Raw genomic sequence first — 19421 nt, 5'->3', positions numbered from 1 at the left:
GGGTCGCTCAGGCGACCCGCGGCCTCGTTGCTGTCTGGGCGCCGCTGCTGTGCGGGAGCGGCTGCCGGGACACCTGTCGTCGTCGGGACACGTTGTTGAGGGAGGCCGCGCGCGCTTCACGTCACCCGCGTCGATCCGGGCGCGCCTCGCGTGTGCGTGCCACACATTGCCCGCACCGCTGAGACAATCGCAGGCGTGAGCGCCCCCACCCGTCCCGGCGCGCCGCGGCCCGCCCCTCGGGCCCCGCGGCGCACTGCTGACGCGCGCGCTCCGCGGCGTCAGGGTCCCACGACGACGGCTTGGCGGACCCAGACCAGGCCCGGCGGACCGTCCGGCCCGGGTCGCTCCGTGCCCACTCCCGCTCCCGCGCTCAACCCGGCGCGGCCCCGCGGCTCCTGGACCGCCATGCTCACGTGGCGAGCCGCAGTGATCCTGCTGGTGGTCGCGCTCGCTATCGCGGTGGTGGCGCCGTCGGTGCGCGCCTACGTGGACCAGCAGTCCACGCTCGCCGAACTGCGCGAGGATGCCACCGTGGCTCAGGCCGAGGTCGACGACCTGAATGCCGAGCTCGCGCGCTGGGACGATCGCGCCTTCATTGTGGCCCAGGCGCGCGAGCGGCTCGCCTACGTGTTCCCAGGCGAGACCCCGTTCCGGGTGGTCGATGCGGAAACCGTCGACGGTCCCGCTGCGGGCTCGCCTGCGGCGGAGCGGCAGCCCGAGGTCGCGGCCGGCGCGCCCTGGTACGACAGGCTGTGGGACTCCGTCCTGGTAGCGGGCGGCGATGCCCCTGTCAAAGATGTTGAGCAGACGGAGCGCCCGGACGGCGCAACTGGCAGCGGCGAGGGCGAGGAAGAGGTCGGGGAGAGCGAGCCGCTCACCGACGTAGACTTCGGAGGGTGAGCGACACCCCTGCCACCGAGGCCGATCTGACCGTGTTGGCCTCCCAGCTGGGGCGTGAGCCGCGCGGGGTCGTCGCGATTGCCGCGCGCTGCGTGTGCGGCAACCCGACCGTGGTCCACACCGCCCCTCGGCTGCCCGACGGCACTCCGTTCCCCACCCAGTACTACCTCACCCATCCCGAGGCTGTCGCGGCCGTGTCGACGCTCGAGGCGCGCGGCACGATGCGCGACATGAACGAGCGGCTCGCGGAGGAGCCCGACCTCGCCCAGCACTACCGGCGGGCGCACGAGTCGTACCTCGCGGAGCGAGCCGAGTTGGGCGAGGTGCCCGAGATCGACGGCATCTCCGCAGGCGGCATGCCCGATCGTGTCAAGTGCCTACATGTGCTCGTGGGCCATGCACTGGCGGCGGGACCGGGCGTGAACCCCCTCGGCGACGAGGCCCTGGAGATGATCAGCGGCCACTGGCGTCCCGATCGGTGCACGTGCCCCGCGATGGAGACCGACCCGGACTCCGCTGTGTCCGCTGACCCCGACGCCTATGCCCAGGAGGCCTGATGCCCCGCGTTGCCGCCATCGACTGTGGGACCAACTCGATCCGCCTGCTGATCGCCGATGTCGACCTTGAGTCGAGCACCCTCACCGACGTGGTGCGCCGCATGCTCGTCGTGCGCCTCGGCCAGGGCGTGGACCGCACGGGGGAGTTCGCGCCGGAGGCGCTCGAGCGCACCCTCGCCGCAACTGCGGAGTATGCCGAGCAGTGTCGCGAGCACGGCGTCGAGTCGATCCGCTTCGTTGCCACGTCCGCCACCCGTGACGCGCGCAATCGTGACGCATTCATCGAGGGGGTGCGCGAGCGGCTGGGCGTTGCGCCCGAGGTGATCACAGGGAGCGAGGAGGCGCAGCTGTCTTTCCGCGGCGCCCTGAGCGCCCTTGATGCCTCGCGGCCGGGACCATACCTGGTGGTCGACTTGGGCGGCGGCTCGACCGAGCTGGTGCTCGGTGATCTCGCTCCCGAAGCCGTCCATTCGATGGACGTGGGCTGCGTCCGGATGACCGAGCGCCACCTGCACGACGACCCGCCGACCGCGCCGCAGATCGAGGCAGCGCAGGCGGACGTCCGGGCCGCTCTCGACGCCGCACTGGCCGAGGTTCCCCTCGGCGGCACCCGCACCCTCGTGGGTCTCGCCGGCAGCATCACCACCGTGACCGCACATGCGCTCGACCTCGACGAGTACTCGCGCGACGCGATCAACGCCGCCGAGCTGTCGATCGACGCGGCGGCGAGGTCGTGCGAGGCGCTGCTCGCCGCGAGCCACGAGGAGCGCGCCGCGATGCCCTTCATGCACCCGGGGCGTGTGGACGTTATCGGTGCCGGGGCGCTCGTGTGGCGCGAGGTCATGCTGCGGGTGAGGGACGAGGTCGCCGCTCAAGGCGGCACCCTCGACACCGCGGTCACCAGTGAGTACGACATCCTGGACGGAATCGCCTTCTCGGCCGCCGAGGTTCTCTGAGCCGTCGGTTGGCCTGAGCCGTCACGAGACCCGAGCCGCGCGTCTCGAGTCAACCCGGCCCGCGCATCGGGCGCCCTTCTTGTCGCCCCAGTCCCGTGTGAAGCCGACGGGCCGGATCAGTTGAGCCCGGCGGTGAGCGCCGAGCACGCCCCCCGCAGGCGCGACCGAGTTCATCCGGCCCGTCGAACGCCCGCCGGCCGTCTACCCGAGGCATGCCCCTCTTAGCAGGGGACCTCCGGCGATAGTTTTACCTAGACGAAACACAAGTGCGGTCTCGTACGAAACCTTCGTTGCCTAGCGTGGCAACGGCATCGCCCTCGGGGGCCCTAGGGGCCACTGCGGTGCCTCCCCTGATCACCATTCGAGGAAGAGGACCGCCGTGATGGCATCCATTTCTACCCGCTGGCGCGCGCTCGCCACGGGTGCCCTGGCAGCAACACTGCTGCTGCCCCCACTATCCGCCTCGGCTTCGGAACCCGCTGCCGCAGGCGCTCTCGTTACCGACCCTGTCGCCGCTGCTCTTGACGCCGGCAGCATTCCGGACCCGCTGGACCGCGGGCCCTACGCCCCCAGCACCATCCAGGAGACCAAGCTCGGGCTGGTGGACCTGCAGGAGCCGAACTCGTCGGGCGACGCGCCCACCGAGGGCACCTCCCAAGAGGCAGTGAGCCTCGAGATTCGCGGAGCGCTGTACGCGCCCGCCGACCGCACGGAGCCCTCGCCGGTCCTGCTGTTGGTGCACGGCAATCACGGCTCTTGCGACCAGGGACAGGACCGATCGACAGCCACCTGCGAGGTGTACAAGCGCAACGAGGCTGGCTACGCGTACCTGGGTGAGAATCTCGCCAGCTGGGGCTACACCGTGTTCTCGGTGACGCAGGATCAGCTGATGATGCGCCAGGACGGCTCCAGCGGCAAGGGCATGCACCAGCGCCGGATGCTCATCGCCGCGACCCTCGACGCGCTGAGCGCCGCCAACGAGCCCGGCGGGCTCGCCGACGACGAGCACACCACCATCGGCGACGCGGTCGCAGGCAAGCTCGACATGACCCGCATCGGCCTCATGGGTCACTCGCGTGGCGGCGACGCCGTCTCGAGCTTCATCGACTACAACCGCATCCGCACGGACGGACCGCGCTATCCCATTCGCGGCGTGATCTCCCTCGCACCGGTGGACTACGAGCGCAAGGCTCCGTACGGCGTGCCGTACATGACGATCCTGCCGTTCTGCGACGGCGACGTGTCGAACCTTCAGGGCGCGCGCATGTTCGAGCGCAGCCAGTACATCAATGGCGACAACCCGTTCCCCTCCATCCAGGTGTCCCACCAGGGCGCCATCCACAACTGGTACAACACTGTGTGGTTTGCGGACGGCATGGACGGAACGAACTCCAACGATGCCGCGTGCGGCGACAGCCGCCCCGTGAGCGACCAGAACGTGCGCGACAACAACCTGCGCCTGAGCGGTGCAGCGAGCTACGACCCGGCGTCATACGTGATCGACAACAGCGACACCTTCAACCCCGAGGTCAACACCAAGATCTCCGGCGACCCCGACCTCATGGGTGCGCAGGAGAAGCTCGGACTCGCGACCATGTCGGCGTTCTTCCGTCGCTACGTGGGCGGTGAGGGCGCATTCGAGCCCTACATGACCGGCGAGCTCTCGGACACGGAATCGCACCTGCAGATCCCCGCGTCAGCGTGCCCCGACATCACCGAGGGCGACACCGCCATCGCGTGTGAGGACCGCGTGCAGACCTCGTACTTCGCCCCCTCGGGCGAGCGAGTCGACATCATCCGGCCCGAGGTGGAGAACCCACTGGCACTCAACGCGCAAGGCGGGGCCCTGAGCGGCACCGGATTCGCCAACCCGTATCCCGACAACGGCGGTGTCGACCCGCGGCCGACGCCGGAGACGGGTTACGACTGGTGCAACCCCGAGCCCGATCAGTTCGCGCCCGGTGTGCTCGGCATCTCCGGCAACCCGGACGCGGAGAAGGCGTGCCCGCTCCCGAACCCCGACGCTGTCGGAGGACAGAACGGCATGCGCGAGAACTCGCCGGTGAACCTCTCCTACGGTCGCCAGTTGGCGCTCGCGTGGGAGGAAGGCACGCCGGCTTCTCTCACGGCGCAGATTCCCGCTGCATCGAAGGACGTCAGCGGACTCAAGGCGCTGACGCTTGCGGCAGACGTCAACTTCTTCGACTCACGCAACCCCGGCTACGTGGTGCGTGAAGCGGATGACCCTGCGTACAACCCCGAGGCCGAGGTGCTGTTCGACCCCGCCGCTTCCACGCAGGACTTCGAGATTGTGCTGACCGACACCGACGGCCACGAGGCGACGGTGAAGGCGGGGGACCCGCGTTGGGGCAACGCCCTGCACATGTCGACTGGTGACAAGACGCGGCACACGCACATCGTGCTCGAGCAGATCCGGGTGCCCCTCACGGAGTTCTCGGGCCAGGGCATCGACGTCTCGTCTTTGGCCAGCCTGGAGTTGCGCTTCGGAACCGAGGGCATGCCCGCCTCGGGATCGATCCAACTTGCGGATGTGAGGTTCCAGGAGGCTGCCTCCGCTGAGCCGCTCATCCTCTCCGACGGTATGACCCCGAACGCGGGTGCCGGCTACGGCGCCCCCGCGACCGGACCCGACCCGGCGGTGTTCCTCGCCGCATCGGACAACACCCCCGGTGAACTGAGCCTGCCCGACACCGTCGCCGACCCGGCTGCGAATGTCACGTGGACCGTCGACGACGACCGCTTGGAGTGCCCGAATGCTCAGTTCACGGGTATCCAGGAGGCCGTGGACTACGCCTCTCCGTGGGACACGATCGTGGTCTGCGAGGGTACATACGAGGAAAGCTCGACCCCGGTCGTCAGCCCTCGCATGCCACTCGCGGAGGGTGCGATGAACGGCCTCACGATCCGCAAGCCGCTGAAGATCAAGGGCGCGGGCGCCGACAAGGTGACGATCATGCCTGACCAGAGCATGACGACGTTGGCCGGCACCGCACCGTATCTACGCGACGGCGGGGGCAACGTCATCACCGTCTCGCGCCAGTCGCTCGGTTCGACCGACACCAATGAGCTCTTCCTTGACCTCTCTGGGGTCACGGTGACCTCTGGGTCGGTGTACGCGGAGGCTGGCATCGCCTTCCTCAACACCGCAGGACGGGTGTCGGACAGCATTGTCGGTCCGCTCAAGGTGGGCGCGAACGAGGACGAGCGCACGGCGAACCCGCACGGGTGGGGAATCGTGAAGACGAACTACCTGCAGGGCGCGGGGTCCGGCACGGTCGAGACCGAGCTCACGGTGGCCGACAGTGTGGTCACCGGCTACCAGTCGGGCGGCATCCTGTTCGACGGCGGTCGCGGTCCAGACGGCGACCCCGGCAATGACGCGGATGCCGGCATCCGTCAGCACGGTTACGTGAGCGACACCGTGGTCACCGGATCGGGCTCAGATGAGTTCGGACAGGTGGGCGTGGAGTTCCGTCACGGCGTGGACGGCTTCGTGAAGGAGAGCCGGGTGACCGGCAACTCGACCGAGCAGGTTCTGCTCGTCGAGGCTCCTGACGTCACCGTCTCCGAGCCAACGGCGAACGCGCCGGAGGGCGTGGGCACCGTCGTCGACGAGGCTCCCTCGGGCGCGATTATCGACCCGGGCGCCGACCTCACGGTCGGCCCGGGCACCGAGATCGAGCCGCTAGTGCGAGCGAAGGACGACTTCGCGGTCCTGTCGGTCGAGCTGCTGGCCGATGGCGAATCGGTGGCAACCACGAGCACGTCTCCGTACGCGTTCACATGGACGCCGTCCGAGGACCAGGCCGGCACTGACGTGGTCCTGACGGCTGTCATCACGGACTCGGCGGGACAGACGGTGACCACCAGCGAGTACGTCGTCACGGTCACCGGTGAGGACGAGCCCGCGCCATCGTTCGTGGATGTGGACGACTCGCTGGAGCACTACGAGTCGATCATGTGGCTGTCCACTCAGGGCATCACGAAGGGGTGGGAGACGGAGTCGGGTATTGAGTTCCGTCCGTTCAAGTCGATCACTCGTGATGCGATGGCGGCGTTCCTCTACCGCTATGCCGGGTCTCCGGATGTCACCCTTCCTGAGGAGTCTCCGTTCGTGGACATCACCACGGGCAACACGGAGTTCTACACGGAGATCATGTGGTTGGAGTCCACGGGCATCACCGAGGGCTGGGAAACCGCGGACGGCATGGAGTTCCGTCCGTTCGAGCCCATCACTCGTGATGCGATGGCGGCGTTCCTCTACCGCATGGCGGACGAGCCCGTGTGGGAAGACCCGACCGAGTCTCCGTTCGAGGACATCACGTCCACGAACACGGACTTCTACACGGAGATCACATGGCTGGAGTCCACGGGCATCACCGAGGGTTGGGAGACGTCCACGGGCGCCGAGTTCCGGCCCTTCGGCGAGACCACCCGTGACGCCATGGCCACGTTCCTCTACCGCTATGACCGGCTCGACAAGTAAGGGCTGAGCACAATCGAGGGCCCCGACACCGTGAACACGGTGCCGGGGCCCTCGTCGCGTCCTTGCCGCCGCCGATGGGCCGGATCAGCTGAGCCCGGCGGTGAGCGCCGAGCACGCCTCCCGCAAGCGCGACCGAGTTCATCCGGCCCGTCGGACGTCCGCCGGGGTAGGGGGAGCAGAGCACAGGGGTCAGCGGTCGGACACGTGTTGACCGGGGGCTGCACCGATGAGGCGATCCCCTGATTCGCCAACTCGGGCGCCGTCGCGGGATGATCGACCCCACGCCCCCGTAGCCCAACCGGCAGAGGCAACCGGCTTAAACCCGGTCCAGTACGGGTTCGAATCCCGTCGGGGGCACCCAGATTCGTCCATTCGGACGACGCCAAAGCGTGCGCGCTCGCAGTTATGATGAACCGGACCTAATCGAGGAGGACCCTGTGGCCAGCCCCGCCTTCAGCACCAACAGCGCTTTCAAGCCCGGCGCGACGTACGACCAGAACGGCAAGGCCGTCTCGGCCGCCGATCTGGACCACCAGTTCGGCCAGCCCGTAGCGGGCCCGGGCGACACCGGCCGCATGAGCTACGAGGGCGTGATCTCGAAGACCGCCGGCATGGTGGTGCTCGCGGGACTGCTCGCGATTCCCGGCTACATGTTCCCCAGCCTGCTGCTCACGATCGCCGCAGGCGTCATCGGCTTCGTGCTGAGCCTGGTGCTGATCTTCAAGAAGGTCACGCCCCCCGCGCTCGCGATCGCCTACGCGGCCGTCGAGGGCTACTTCCTGGGTGGCATCACCACGTACATCGAGACAGCGTTCGAGGCGCCCGGCGCGGGTCTTCAGGCCCTGATCGCCACGGCGTGCACGTTCGCGGTGTGCCTGTGGCTCTACCACTCGGGCCGCGTGCGCTACACGCCCAAGATGCAGAAGTTCCTGCTCATCGGCGGCATCTCGTACATCGCCTTCTCGCTGGTCAATGTCGGGATGATGATCTTCGGCGGCACCGACTCTGCATGGGGCCTGCGTACCGAGATCGAGATCTTCGGCATCCCGCTCGGCGTCCTGATCGGCGCCTTCGCGATAATCCTCGCGTGCGTCTCGCTCATCGGTGACTTCGACTTCATCGAGAACGGCGTGAAGAACGGCCTGCCCGCGCACTTCGACTGGAAGGCCGCCTTCGGGATCGTCCTGACGCTGGTGTGGCTGTACATCGAGTTCCTGCGCATCATCGCGATCCTGCAGGGTCGCGAGTAACGCACACCTGACACGGCCGATGCGGTGACCGCCGCATCGGCCGTTGCCACGCCGGCACCGCCGGCAAGTATGAAGCGCATGGAGGCGCCATGGCCCTGTTCGACCTCCCTCGGGACCAACTCGAGACCTACCGGCCCGAGATCCGGGAGCCCGCGGACTTCGACGAGTTCTGGCGTGAGACCCTCGCCGACGCCCGCGGCCGCGAGATGAGCGTCTCCCTCGCGCCTGGGCCCATCGCCATGGGCGCGATCGAGATCCAGGACGTCACGTATCCGGGATTCGGCGGCCACCCCCATCAAGGCGTGGTACGCCCGTCCCGCGGGAGTTGACCGCCCGCTGCCCTGCGTGGTGGAGGTCAATGGCTACGGCGGGGGCCGCGGGCTCGCGATCGAGCGCACCGTGTGGGCCGCCGCCGGCTACGCGCACCTCTACATCGACACCCGAGGCCAAGGCGCCGGGTGGGGCAGCGGCGGCGACACTCCGGACCCCGTGGGTTCGACGCCCGCGACGCCCGGGTTCATGACGCGCGGCATCACCGACCCCGCGGACTACTACTACCGCCGCGTGTTCACGGACGCGGCGCGTGCGTGCGACGCGGCGCGCAGCTTGCCCGGGGTGGACGCCGATCGCGTGATCTTCGCAGGCGCATCCCAGGGTGGCGGCATCGCGCTCGCGGTTGCGGGCCTGGTGCCCGATCTGGCTGGCGTGATGGCCGATGTGCCGTTCCTGTGCCACTTCGAGCGGTCCCTGGACCTCTCGAGCGAGTTCCCCTACGCCGAGGTCGTGCAGTACCTGGCCGTCTTCCGTGGGGAGCGCGAGCGCACGCTCGACACCCTGTCGTACTTCGACGGGGTCAACCACGCCAAGCGTGCGCAGGCGCCCACGCTCATGTCCGTCGCGCTGATGGACTTCGTGTGTCCGCCATCGACCGGCTACGCGGCGTTCAACTGGTATGGCGGCCACGCGGCTCCGGACGTCCGCAAGGAGATGGCCGTGTATCCGTACAACGGCCACGAGGGCGGCCAGGCGCACCAGACCACGCGTCAACTCGAGTTCGTGCAGTCGCTTGTCGGCTGAACTGACGTGAACTGAGCCGGGCACAAGCCAAGCGGCCGATGCGCGGGTCACCCGCGCATCGGCCGCTCGCTTAGTTCGGGCCTTCTTAGGCGGGGGAGTACCCCACCTGGCAGAAGCCGTGGTTGCAGTAGCCGCCCGGGTTCTTATACAGGTAGCCCTGGTGGTAGTCCTCGGCGTAGTAGAACGTGCCGTCGCCCGCGTCGCGGTCGCGCACGATCTGAGTGGTGGCCTCGCCGTAGCCCTTGTCCCGCAACAGCGCGTCGTACCGGTCGCGCGAGGCCTCGGCGGCTGCGAGCTGTGCGTCCGTGGTGGCGAAGATGGCGCTGCGGTACTGCGTGCCCACGTCGTTTCCCTGGCGGTTGAGCGTGGTCGGGTCGTGGTTCTCCCAGAACGCCGCGAAGAGCTCATCGAGAGTGACGGCAGACGGGTCGTAGACCACCTGGACAGCCTCGGCATGGCCGGTGCGCGCGGTGCACGTCTCGTCGTACGTGGGGTTCGGTGTCCAGCCGCCCATATAGCCGGCGGCCGTCGAGTACACGCCCGGGATCTGCCAGAACACCCGCTCCGTGCCCCAGAAGCAGCCCATCGCGACGTAGATGACCTCGTGGCCCTCGGGCCACGGGCCCTTCAGTGGCGTGCCGAGCACCACGTGACGGTCCGTCACCTCTATCGGCTGGTCACGGCCGGGCAGTGCCTCGTCCTTGGAAATCATGCTGGTCTTTGAACTTCCGAACATCGGTGACTCCTCTCCGAGCAGTGAACGCTGGCCGACACCCGCATGTTCCGCCTCGCGGCGAGGTGCAGGTTAGGCTCGCGTCATGCCCGAGAACTCCACTGAGAAGCGGCCCAAGTCGAGCGTGCTCTACACGAGCGAGGCTTCGGTGCTGGACAAGGTGCCCCTGACGCTGCGCGTGGCCGCGGCATGGTCCTGGCGCGCGATCGTGGTCGGCATCATCGTGGTCGCGGGCGTGTGGACATTCACGAGCCTGACGGCGCTGTTCGTGCCGCTCGTGATCGCGCTGATCATCGCCGCTCCACTCGAGCGACTCGTGACGCTGCTGGAACGCATCAAGTTCCCGCGTGCGCTCGGCTCCCTTGTCGCAATCCTCGTCCTGATCTCGGTGGCGGCTGGGTTGGGCACACTCGCCTCGACCGCCTTCATGTCCGAGTACGACGATCTCCGTGAAGCGGCCGTCGAGGGATTTGACACCTTCATTGATTGGCTGGTGACGGGGCCCCTCAGCGTGGACCAAGCCCAAGTGGACGAGCTGGTGGGCACCCTCCAGACGTTCTTCGAGGACAACGCACAGGGACTCGCCTCGGGCGCACTGTCCGTGGGATCCGCAATCGGCACCATCTTCGCCGGCATCGTCATCGCCCTGGTGGCCCTGTTCTTCTTCATGCGCGATGGTCGCCAGATCTGGCACTGGACCGCTGGGCTCGTTCCCGATGCGGCCGTCGAGCGCGTGGAGAAGGCCGGGCTGCACTCGTGGATCACCTTGCGCCGCTACACGCAGACCACCGTCTTCGTGGCCTTTGCCGATGCCGTCGGCATCGGCCTTGGGGCTTGGATCCTGGGTGTACCGCTCGCGCTGCCCATCGCGATCCTGGTGTTCCTGTTCTCGTTCATCCCGCTCATCGGTGCCACGCTGTCCGGCATCATCGCCGCGTTGGTCGCGCTTGTCGACGGCGGCTGGACCACGTCGCTGCTGATGCTGGGCGTGGTGCTGCTGGTGCAGCAGATCGAGGGCAACGTGCTGTACCCGTGGCTGTTCGGCAAGGCGGCGTCGATCCACCCGCTCGCGGTGCTGCTGACCATCTCTGCCGGAACCTTGACGCTCGGCCTCATCGGCGCGGTGATCGCCGTGCCCGTGGTCGCCACGATCTACGCATTCAACCGTGGGCTGCACCGCAAGCCCGACGAGGATGACGATGACGATCGTCCTCCCATCACGTCCCAGATCCCGGTGCTTGCGGAGCGCTCCAAGGAGGCCATCCAGCGTGCCCGCGGAGCGATGGCGCACACCGGTGAGGCCCGGGCCAGGCCCCAAGGCGCGTCGGAAGCGGGGGCGTCGGGGCACTCCGCAGCGGGATCCGAACCCGAGCCGCACAGCGAGCAGATCCCCACCCGAGGGCCCGACTCTCCCGACCGCTGAGCGAGAACGTGCCCACTGACGCCCCTCGTCGCGAACTGCCGCTGTACCAGGCCATCCGGTGCGACTATCACGCCGCAGGGCTGTGCGGCTCGTGCACCATCCTCGAGACCCCTTATGAGCAGCAGCTCGGAGACAAGCAGCAGCATGTCGCCGCTCTGCTCGGGCCTCTCGCCGCGAAGCTCGAGTGGTTGCCCGCGGTGTCCAGCCAGCAGTCGGGATTCCGCACGAAGGCGAAGATGGTGGTGGCGGGGACCGTCGAGTCGCCGACCATCGGCATCCTCGATGCGCGCGGTGAGGGCCAGGACCTGCGGGGCTGCCCGCTGTATCCGGCCGCTCTCGGGGCGGCCTTCCCCGTCCTGGCCGAGTTCGTGACCCACGCCCGCCTCGAGCCGTACTCGGTGCCCCACCGGCGCGGAGAGCTCAAGCATGTGCTGGTGACGCTGGCACCCAACGGTGATCTGCTGGTGCGATGGGTGCTGCGCTCCACGGAGTCGCTGTCCCGGATCCGCAAGCATCTGCCGTGGCTCCTCGAGCGGCTGCCGAGCCTGACGGTCGCGTCGGTCAACGTTCAGCCCGAGCACAAGGCGGTGCTCGAAGGGGACGCCGAGATCGTGCTGACCGAGCGCGAGACGCTGACGATGACCGTGAACGGCATCGATCTCCACCTGCGCGCTCAGAGCTTCTTCCAGACCAACACGGGGGTCGCGGCGGCCCTGTACCGCCAGGTCGCCCAGTGGATCGAAGATGCGCGCCCGGACAGCCTGTGGGACCTGTACTGCGGCGTGGGCGGGTTCGCACTCCACTGCGTGGGGTCGGACGGTGCCGGTGGCTACCGCGCGGTGACGGGCGTCGAGACGAGCGCGCAGGCGGTGGCGAGCGCTCAGCGCAGCCGCGACGATCTGCTGGCCGCCGGCGACGCGGCCATGGCGAGCGTCGAGTTCGTTACGGCCGATGCGGTGGCGTGGGCCACGCGCCAGGCAGAGGCTCCGGCGGCCATGGTGGTGAACCCGCCCAGGCGCGGGCTGGGTGAGGAGCTGTCGCGGTGGATCGACGCCAGCGGCGTCCGGACCCTCGTGTACTCCAGCTGCAACCCGACCACGCTCGCGCGCGATCTCGCGTGGATGCCGTCGATGACCGCTCGCGAGGCGAGGCTGCTGGACATGTTCCCGCACACCCGCCACGGCGAGGTGGCGGTGCTGCTCGAGCGTCGCTGACCCTCACCCCCACACCCCTGTCCGGCACTCATTGTCGTCTACGAGACGTGAGGCACCCCTATCCGGCACTCACCGTCCTTGAGGACGCTAAGGCGGGGAGAGGGGCGGCGTGGATCAGGGAGAGAAGGGCTCCACGGCGATGACCTTCACGGTGATGTTGCTGCCGTTCGGAGCTTCGTAGCTGGTCTCCTCGCCGGGCTTGAGTCCCATCAGCGACTCGCCAAGCGGCGACTGTGCGCTGAAGACCTGGATGTCGGTGCCCCCCGCGACCTCACGTGAGCCCACCAGGAACTTCATCTCGGAGCCGCCAACCTCTGCGGTCACGACGGTGCCGGAGGAGACCTCAGCGGTGCCGGAGGCCTCGCCCACGGTCGCGGTCTCGAGGATGCGCCGCAGCTGATCGATGCGCGCCTCCTGCTTAGCCTGCTCCTCGCGAGCGGCGTGGTAGCCGCCGTTCTCCTTCAGGTCGCCTTCCTGGCGACGCTCGTCGATCTCCTTGGCGATCGATGAACGGCCCTCGGTCACGAGGTGGTTGTACTCGGCCTGGAGGCGGTCGAACGCCTCCTGGGTCAGCCAGGTTCCAGTCGTCTCAGTCACGGGTGCCTCCTTGTGGACAGAATAGGACACCGTACCAAGGCCCCACGAACAAGTGAAATGCCCCGTATCCCGCGGATCGTCCGGGCGAGGCTACCGGGGTGTGCAGCCGCGCAGCAGGGCGGTGTTCGCCTCTTCGACGGTGGGGATCGTGAGGGTGAAGCGTTGCTCGTCGCCATCGGCGGGGTCCACGTCGACCTCGGCCACCCCTACCTCGGCATACTGCACGTTCATGGCGTGCGCGTAGCAGGTGACTGGCTCGTCCGCGTAGAGGTACACGTCGAAGGTGACCTCGGTCTCGGTGGCGGAGTTGACGGAGAACCCGACGTCCTGCCAGCGGACGGGCTGGTCCGCGGAGTCGAGGGCGAACCAGGCCACCAAAGCTGTCAGGACGGCGAGGCCGGCCACCACCAGCGCCCACCGGCCGCGCGACAGGCGTGGACGCGCGCCGCCGGCGTCGCGCTCGTCGGCGGCGCGGGCATCGGCGGAGGGATTGCTCATCATGAGGCAGGATAGTTCACAGACGAAAGGGAGTGGACGTGGCTGACTTCACAGGCGGGCCCGGGCTGCTCGCATTCATCGCGACCTTCGCGATGGTGGGCGCCGCGATTCTGTTGTTCCGATCGCTCGGCAAGCACCTTCGGAAGGTGCGCACCCATCCGCCGGCCGATGCTGGGGCCGGCTCGGTCTCCGCGTCGCCTGGCGGCGGGGCGGCCAGCGCGGGAAGCCCGAGCGAGGACGAGCCGCACGACACCGCGCAGAACGACACCGCGCAAAACGACATTGCGCTGAACGAGATCCCGCCACGTGACCAGGACGACGGGGACGCTCGAGCCTGACGCGCATCGGGCGCCTGTCGCGCCCGTCCGTCTCGCTGCTCCGTCTCGCCTGCGAGGCTAGCGCTCGACGGCGAAGATGACGATGGCGATCGCGATGTAGTGCGCCGTGAATCCGGCGATCGTGAGCGCGTGGAAGATCTCGTGGAAGCCGAAGTAGCGTGTGGATCCTCGGGGCCATTTGGTACCGTAGACGACGGCGCCCACGGTGTAACACAGGCCTCCCGCGATGATCAGGCTCACGACGGACGTACCGCCTGCGGAATAGAACGGGCCGATGAATCCCACGGCCACCCAGCCCATGGCCAGATACAGGGGCACGTACGCCCAGCGCGGCGCATTCAGCCAGAACACCCTCAGCAGCGTGCCCACGATCGCGCCCACCCACACCAGCGTCAGCACCACCGTACGGGTGGTGCCGTCGAGCAGCATGACCGTGAGGGGCGTGTAGGTGCCCGCGATGATGAGGAAGATGTTCGCGTGGTCCATGCGTCTGAGCACCGCGAGTGGCCGCGGCGCCCAGTTGCCGCGGTGGTACACCGCGGACGTGCCGAACAGCATCACTGCGGTGAGCGTGAAGATCGCGGTCGAGACGCGGCCGGGGAGTGTGGGGGCGAACACCACGAGCGCCATGCCGGCGATGAGGGCGAGGGGTGCGGCACCGAGGTGGAGCCAGCCCCTCAGGAGCGGCTTGCCGGGTGTGGGAAGGTTCTCAACCATGAACCTACGTTACCGTAGGTTAAGGTCGCTCACCGCTGACCGGGTATACCGTAGAGCCATTCGGTGTTCGCCACTGTGAGGAGACGGATGGGCCTGCGCAGCCTGCTCTACGGGCCGTACGAGCGGCAGCTGTCACGCACCCTCCGCGAGAAGGGCAACCCGCCCTGCCATATCGGTGTGATCCTCGACGGCAACCGGCGCTGGGCGCGGCAGTCGGGCGCCCCGGCCGCTCAAGGTCACCAGCGGGGAGCTGACAAGATCTCCGAGGTGCTCGGCTGGTCCGAGGAGGCCGGCGTGCAGGTGGTCACGCTGTGGATGCTCTCCACCGACAACTTGGAACGCGAGTCGGACGAGCTCAATGATCTGATCGAGATCATCTGTGCCACCGTCGAGCGGCTGGCGGACGACGGACGGTGGCGCCTCCAGCACGTGGGGTCCACCGACATGCTCCCGCCCGACGCGGCCGCGCGGCTGGCGGCCGCGGTCGCGCGCACGGAGACCGCCACCGGTCTGCACGTCAACGTCGCGGTCGGGTACGGCGGCAGACACGAGATCGCCGACGCCGTCCGGTCGATCCTGCGCGGCGGGGTCGACGCCGGGCACTCGCTCGAGGAGGTCGCCGAGTCCTTCTCCGTCGAGCACATCGCCGAGCACCTGTACACCAAGGGCCAGCCGGATCCCGATCTGGTGATTCGCACGTCGGGGGAGCAGCGGCTGTCCGGGTTCCTGATGTGGCAGTCCGCCCACTCGGAGTTCTACTTCTGCGACGCGTACTGGCCCGACTTCCGTCACGTCGACTTCCTCCGCGCGCTGCGCGCCTTCTCGCAGCGCGAGCGGCGCCACGGGCGCTGACCTCTCGTTCGCCATGCACCGGCGCTGAACCCCTGCCTGACGACGGCCGATGCGCGCGCTTGTCACGCACGTATCCCGGGGCGTACGTGACGACGGGCCCACGGGGCCCAGGTGACGAACATGTGACGCGCGGCGTGTCGCTCTCCGCCCCGCGCGGGCGGGCGTAGCGTCACTTTCGTGGGAACAGCACAACGCCGGCCCGACCCGGTACCGGCCTGACCTGAACGCCAAGGGGCGTTCGGTGCCCTGCGGCCTGACACGCGGGGAGCACTTGTGACCATCACTCAGCCCGACACCACACCGTCCATCAACGCCGCGATGGCAACCGAGCTCCGCACGTTCGTGCTGGACACGTCGGTGCTGCTGTCCGATCCGCGCGCGCTCAAGCGATTCGCGGAGCACGCGGTGGTGCTGCCGGTGGTGGTGATCACCGAGCTCGAGGCGAAGCGTCACCATCCTGAACTGGGCTACTTTGCGCGCTCCGCGCTGCGCATGCTCGACGACCTGCGTATCAAGCACGGCCACCTCGACCAGCCGGTCCCCTCCAATGAGTGGGGCGGCACGGTCCGGGTCGAGCTCAACCACAGCGACCAGAACGTGCTGCCGAGCGGCTTTCGGCTCGGAGACAACGACACGCGGATCCTGGCGGTAGCGGCGAACCTGAAGGCCGAGGGGTTGGCCGTCACGGTGGTCTCGAAGGACCTGCCCATGCGCGTGAAGGCATCCGCGTTGGGCATCGAGGCCGAGGAGTACAAGGCCGAGCTGGCCGTCGACTCCGGCTGGACGGGCATGCGCGAGATCCAGCTCAGCGATGAGCAGATGTCACAGCTGTACGACACCGAGTCGCTGGCGGCCCCCGCCGAGGAGCACTGCGGCGAGGACGTCACGAGCCTGCCCGTGCACACGGGGCTCACGATCCACTCGGCACGTGGCGGGGCACTCGGTCGCGTGACCAGCGACGGCGCCATCAAGCTGGTGCGCGGCGACCAGGAGGTGTTCGGCCTGCACGGCCGCAGCGCCGAGCAACGCATCGCGATCGACCTGCTGCTCGACGAGACCGTGGGCATCGTGTCGATGGGCGGCCGCGCCGGCACCGGCAAGAGCGCGCTCGCGCTGTGCGCGGGCCTCGAGGCCGTGATGGAGCGCCGTCAGCACAAGAAGATCATGGTGTTCCGGCCGCTGTACGCCGTGGGCGGCCAGGACCTGGGCTACCTGCCGGGTTCGGAGGCGGAGAAGATGAACCCGTGGGCGCAGGCGGTCTTCGACACGCTGGGCGCCATCGTCAGCTCCGAGGTGGTCGAGGAGGTGATGGCGCGCGGCATGCTCGAGGTGCTGCCGCTCACGCACATCCGCGGCCGCAGCCTGCACGACGCCTTCGTGATCGTCGACGAGGCGCAGTCGCTCGAGCGCAACGTGCTGCTGACGATGCTGAGCCGCATCGGCCAGGACTCCCGGGTGGTTCTCACCCACGACGTCGCCCAGCGCGACAACCTGCGGGTGGGGCGGCACGACGGCGTGGCCGCGGTTATCGAGGCTCTCAAGGGCCACGACCTGTTCGCCCACGTCACGTTGGAGCGTTCGGAGCGGTCCGCGGTCGCAGCTCTGGTCACCGACATGCTGGAAAGGCTCGACCTCTAGCGCTGAGAAGCCAAGCGGCCGATGCGTGGGTGACCCTCGCATCGGCCGCTTGGCTGTGTGCGGGGCTGGCTACAGCCCGAGTTCCTGGAGGTAAGGCTCGAGCTCGAGCCAGTTGATCTCATCGGGACGGTTCTCGTCCCAGATCTCCATGTACTTGTCCTGCTGCTCAGGAGTCAGCGCGTTCCACTTGCGCATGATCTCCTCCTGGTCGGCGTGCCAGTAGCCGACGATGCGGTACAGCTTGTGGTGGCGCGTCCACTCGCGGCGGATGAAGGCGCGAGCCTTGCGCGAGTGCGCGGATTCGCACGCGAGCCACACGTACGTGTCGCCCTCGGGGACGGGCAGGCGCTCCATGCAGGACAGCAGCGCGGACGGCCCGCGGCCGTTGCCCGATACCTTCCACTCGACCTCCACGGTCGCGGGGGAGGGCAGCGCGATGGCGTCGTCGAGGCTGATGAGCTCCACCACGACGTCGAAGTGCTCCTCGGGGCTGGCCTCCTCGAGGATTCGCGCGATGGCGGGCAGCCCGGTGGCGTCCGCCATGAGGAGTCGGCGCGTCGAGCCCTCGGGAGGTCCGTAGTACCCGTGCGCGGTGCTGATCGCGACGGTGTCGCCGATGGTCGCCTCGCGCGCCCACGTGGCGCCCCGGCCGTGGCCGTGAGTGACGATGTCGAGCTCGACGCTCGGCGTCTGGGGGTTCCAGCGCCGGATCGTGTAGTGCCGAGCGATGTCGTGGTCGTCCTCCCAGCCGGGCGCCGGGGCCTCGTCCGGAATATGGACGTGCACGAACTCGTCGGGCTGGCCGGTGGACTCCCAGGTGCGAAGGGCGTCGCCGGTGAGGGTCACGCGGCGCAGGTTGGGGCTGATCTGTTCTGCGGCGGCCACGTGGACCACGTATGAGTCGCTCATGTGCGTCTCCTCAGTCGAGGGGGAGGGGCCGATGCGGGAGGCGCCGGGTACGGCCCCGGCGCCTCCCCGGCGGGGTCAGCCCGCGTTGGTAGAGGTGGGAACCTCGGTCGCGGGGTCGCCGTCGAGCGCCGCCTCGAGCAGCGGCACGAAGCCCTCGAGCGTGTAGTGCACGGACGACGGTGAGTTCGCGAAGAACGCGCCCTCGAGCACGGGGTCGCCGAGCCAGATGTTTCCACCGGTCTCGGTCGAGGTGAGGGAGTCGAACAGCGGCAGGGCCTCGAGCTCATCCTTGGCCTCGGGGGTGGTGGCCACCTGCCACACGACCGAATCCAGGTCACTCAGCACGTCGAGCTGCTCCGCGCTGATCTGCAGCCATGCCTCGTCGGTGTTGTCGATCGCCGAGACGTCCAGGCCCAGGTTCGCGAGGAACTGGTTGCGAGTGTCATTGACGGCATAGACGAAGGCTTGGCCCTCGTAGTAGCCGCCCACCTGAGAGGTCATGCCCTCCCACTCGGGGTGTGCGTCGCGGACCTCGGCATACGCCGCGTCGATCTCGGTGATGATCTCCTCGGCCTTGTCGGTGGTGCCCGTCGCCTGCGCGAGCAGGGTGAGCTCGTCAGCGAGCGACACGCCCCACTCGGCGGTCTCGTTGCCCTCCGAATCGGTGGCCGGACGCGTCACGACGGGCGCGATGCCCGACAGGAGGTCGAACTCCTCCTGCGTCATGGTGTGGTTCGGGTACGTCGCGACGATGAGGTCGGGCTCGTACGCCGCGATGGCCTCAGCGTCGTAGGTCGAGGTGCCCGGCTCGAAGGTCTCTGGCTCGGCGCCAGCGGCGATCCGATCCTCCTGGGCCCACGGGCCGGTGCCCAGGTCGTAGCCCTGCCAGCTCACGGGCACCGCCACCGGGGCGACGCCGAGCGCGTACAAGTACTCGTGCTCGTGAGAGCCGAGCGTCACGACGCGCTCGGGTGCGTCGTCGATGACGACGTCGCCCATCACGGTGTCGAGCGTGACCGGGAATGCCTCGGTCGAGGTCTCCTCGGTGGTGGGGGCGGCTGAGCCGGTGGGCTCCTCAGTCGGCTCCTGGTCGTCGGTGCCGGAGGAGCAGGCGGCGAGGAGGAGGGCCGCGGCGGCCGTGACTCCTGCGGCGCCTGCGCGGCGCTTGGAGAAGGTGAACATGCTGTTCCTTTCGTAGGGAAGGGGGTCAGAGACGTGCGTGGGTCGGTGAAGAGGGGCCTGGCGAGGTGGTGGT

18 protein-coding genes and 1 tRNA gene are annotated in these 19421 nt (G+C 68.5%); 13 read left to right on the top strand and 6 right to left on the bottom strand.

The genetic code is table 11. The features are described from left to right. The first annotated feature begins 348 nt into the window (after window positions 1–348). From ACNI3K_RS00170 to ACNI3K_RS00135, 8 genes are all read left to right on the top strand, one after another. Window positions 349–900 carry an FtsB family cell division protein gene (locus ACNI3K_RS00170; RefSeq protein WP_419389846.1) on the top strand — a complete coding sequence of 184 codons (552 nt, stop codon included), beginning with the start codon at window positions 349–351 and terminating at the stop codon, window positions 898–900. Continuing rightward, on the top strand, window positions 897–1457 hold the full coding sequence (locus tag ACNI3K_RS00165) for a DUF501 domain-containing protein (RefSeq protein ID WP_419389845.1): 561 nt from the start codon (window positions 897–899) through the stop codon (window positions 1455–1457). Before ACNI3K_RS00170 ends, ACNI3K_RS00165 begins: the two co-directional genes overlap by 4 nt. Next, entirely contained in the window at window positions 1457–2413 is a 957-nt protein-coding gene (locus ACNI3K_RS00160) for a Ppx/GppA phosphatase family protein (RefSeq protein WP_419389844.1), read from the top strand. Before ACNI3K_RS00165 ends, ACNI3K_RS00160 begins: the two co-directional genes overlap by 1 nt. Window positions 2414–2795: 382 nt before the next feature. Continuing rightward, window positions 2796–6920, top strand: a complete 4125-nt coding sequence (locus ACNI3K_RS00155) for an S-layer homology domain-containing protein (RefSeq protein WP_419391075.1) — start codon at window positions 2796–2798, stop codon at window positions 6918–6920. Between the two features lie 283 nt (window positions 6921–7203). Continuing rightward, window positions 7204–7277, top strand: a tRNA-Leu gene (locus ACNI3K_RS00150). Between the two features lie 80 nt (window positions 7278–7357). Then, complete coding sequence (locus ACNI3K_RS00145; RefSeq protein ID WP_419389843.1) at window positions 7358–8170, top strand: Bax inhibitor-1/YccA family protein; 813 nt, start codon at window positions 7358–7360, stop codon at window positions 8168–8170. A gap of 89 nt (window positions 8171–8259) precedes the next feature. Continuing rightward, on the top strand, window positions 8260–8499 hold the full coding sequence (locus ACNI3K_RS00140; protein WP_419389842.1) for an acetylxylan esterase: 240 nt from the start codon (window positions 8260–8262) through the stop codon (window positions 8497–8499). A 16-nt stretch (window positions 8500–8515) separates the two neighbouring features. After that, window positions 8516–9247, top strand: a complete 732-nt coding sequence (locus ACNI3K_RS00135) for an acetylxylan esterase (protein WP_419389841.1) — start codon at window positions 8516–8518, stop codon at window positions 9245–9247. Window positions 9248–9332: 85 nt separating this feature from the next. Here the strand turns inward: ACNI3K_RS00135 and msrA are convergent, their stop codons facing one another. Next, window positions 9333–9983, bottom strand: coding sequence for a peptide-methionine (S)-S-oxide reductase MsrA (msrA, locus tag ACNI3K_RS00130; protein ID WP_419389840.1), 651 nt, complete (start codon window positions 9981–9983; stop codon window positions 9333–9335). 82 nt (window positions 9984–10065) lie between these two features. On the opposite strand from msrA, the gene ACNI3K_RS00125 reads away from it, so the two are divergent. Both ACNI3K_RS00125 and rlmC read left to right on the top strand, forming a co-directional pair. Next, window positions 10066–11403 carry an AI-2E family transporter gene (locus ACNI3K_RS00125; RefSeq protein ID WP_419389839.1) on the top strand — a complete coding sequence of 446 codons (1338 nt, stop codon included), beginning with the start codon at window positions 10066–10068 and terminating at the stop codon, window positions 11401–11403. A gap of 53 nt (window positions 11404–11456) precedes the next feature. After that, a complete protein-coding gene (gene rlmC, locus ACNI3K_RS00120) occupies window positions 11457–12617 on the top strand; it encodes a 23S rRNA (uracil(747)-C(5))-methyltransferase RlmC (protein WP_419391074.1) in 1161 nt (386 codons plus the stop codon). A 114-nt stretch (window positions 12618–12731) separates the two neighbouring features. Here the strand turns inward: rlmC and greA are convergent, their stop codons facing one another. Both greA and ACNI3K_RS00110 read right to left on the bottom strand, forming a co-directional pair. Next, a complete protein-coding gene (gene greA, locus ACNI3K_RS00115; protein WP_419389838.1) occupies window positions 12732–13214 on the bottom strand; it encodes a transcription elongation factor GreA in 483 nt (160 codons plus the stop codon). A gap of 90 nt (window positions 13215–13304) precedes the next feature. Then, window positions 13305–13712, bottom strand: coding sequence for a DUF4307 domain-containing protein (locus tag ACNI3K_RS00110; protein WP_419389837.1), 408 nt, complete (start codon window positions 13710–13712; stop codon window positions 13305–13307). A 38-nt stretch (window positions 13713–13750) separates the two neighbouring features. Between ACNI3K_RS00110 and ACNI3K_RS00105 the strand changes: the two genes are divergently transcribed. Then, on the top strand, window positions 13751–14050 hold the full coding sequence (locus tag ACNI3K_RS00105; RefSeq protein WP_419389836.1) for a hypothetical protein: 300 nt from the start codon (window positions 13751–13753) through the stop codon (window positions 14048–14050). Window positions 14051–14107: 57 nt separating this feature from the next. Here ACNI3K_RS00105 and trhA read toward each other — a convergent pair whose 3' ends face one another. After that, a complete protein-coding gene (gene trhA, locus ACNI3K_RS00100) occupies window positions 14108–14767 on the bottom strand; it encodes a PAQR family membrane homeostasis protein TrhA (RefSeq protein ID WP_419389835.1) in 660 nt (219 codons plus the stop codon). An 87-nt stretch (window positions 14768–14854) separates the two neighbouring features. Here trhA and ACNI3K_RS00095 point away from each other — a divergent pair, with 87 nt between their 5' ends. Together ACNI3K_RS00095 and phoH2 are read left to right on the top strand one after the other, a co-directional pair. Then, on the top strand, window positions 14855–15619 hold the full coding sequence (locus ACNI3K_RS00095) for an isoprenyl transferase (protein ID WP_419389834.1): 765 nt from the start codon (window positions 14855–14857) through the stop codon (window positions 15617–15619). Window positions 15620–15937: 318 nt separating this feature from the next. Then, complete coding sequence (gene phoH2, locus ACNI3K_RS00090) at window positions 15938–17257, top strand: RNA 5'-3' helicase PhoH2 (RefSeq protein ID WP_419391073.1); 1320 nt, start codon at window positions 15938–15940, stop codon at window positions 17255–17257. A gap of 69 nt (window positions 17258–17326) precedes the next feature. On the opposite strand, the gene ACNI3K_RS00085 is transcribed toward phoH2, so the two are convergent. Then, on the bottom strand, window positions 17327–18166 hold the full coding sequence (locus ACNI3K_RS00085) for a siderophore-interacting protein (protein WP_419389833.1): 840 nt from the start codon (window positions 18164–18166) through the stop codon (window positions 17327–17329). A 75-nt stretch (window positions 18167–18241) separates the two neighbouring features. Further along, a complete protein-coding gene (locus ACNI3K_RS00080; RefSeq protein WP_419389832.1) occupies window positions 18242–19348 on the bottom strand; it encodes an ABC transporter substrate-binding protein in 1107 nt (368 codons plus the stop codon). Between the last annotated feature and the right edge of the window lie 73 nt (window positions 19349–19421).

Origin of the sequence: Demequina ureilytica (genome assembly GCF_048553575.1) — a bacterium.
In the GTDB taxonomy this organism is placed as follows: Bacteria; Actinomycetota; Actinomycetes; order Actinomycetales; family Demequinaceae; genus Demequina.
The sequence above is the reverse complement of the archived record's forward strand: the minus strand, read 5'-3'. Positions and strand labels throughout refer to the sequence as shown.

Coding starts and splice junctions, on each gene's coding strand:
- ACNI3K_RS00160 (WP_419389844.1), top strand. CDS start 1,457: ATGCCCCGCGTTGCCGCCATCGACTGTGGGACCAACTCGATCCGCCTG.
- ACNI3K_RS00155 (WP_419391075.1), top strand. CDS start 2,796: ATGGCATCCATTTCTACCCGCTGGCGCGCGCTCGCCACGGGTGCCCTG.
- ACNI3K_RS00140 (WP_419389842.1), top strand. CDS start 8,260: ATGGCCCTGTTCGACCTCCCTCGGGACCAACTCGAGACCTACCGGCCC.
- msrA (WP_419389840.1), bottom strand. CDS start 9,983: ATGTTCGGAAGTTCAAAGACCAGCATGATTTCCAAGGACGAGGCACTG.
- ACNI3K_RS00125 (WP_419389839.1), top strand. CDS start 10,066: ATGCCCGAGAACTCCACTGAGAAGCGGCCCAAGTCGAGCGTGCTCTAC.
- ACNI3K_RS00110 (WP_419389837.1), bottom strand. CDS start 13,712: ATGAGCAATCCCTCCGCCGATGCCCGCGCCGCCGACGAGCGCGACGCC.
- trhA (WP_419389835.1), bottom strand. CDS start 14,767: ATGGTTGAGAACCTTCCCACACCCGGCAAGCCGCTCCTGAGGGGCTGG.
- ACNI3K_RS00095 (WP_419389834.1), top strand. CDS start 14,855: ATGGGCCTGCGCAGCCTGCTCTACGGGCCGTACGAGCGGCAGCTGTCA.
- phoH2 (WP_419391073.1), top strand. CDS start 15,938: ATGGCAACCGAGCTCCGCACGTTCGTGCTGGACACGTCGGTGCTGCTG.
- ACNI3K_RS00085 (WP_419389833.1), bottom strand. CDS start 18,166: ATGAGCGACTCATACGTGGTCCACGTGGCCGCCGCAGAACAGATCAGC.
- ACNI3K_RS00080 (WP_419389832.1), bottom strand. CDS start 19,348: ATGTTCACCTTCTCCAAGCGCCGCGCAGGCGCCGCAGGAGTCACGGCC.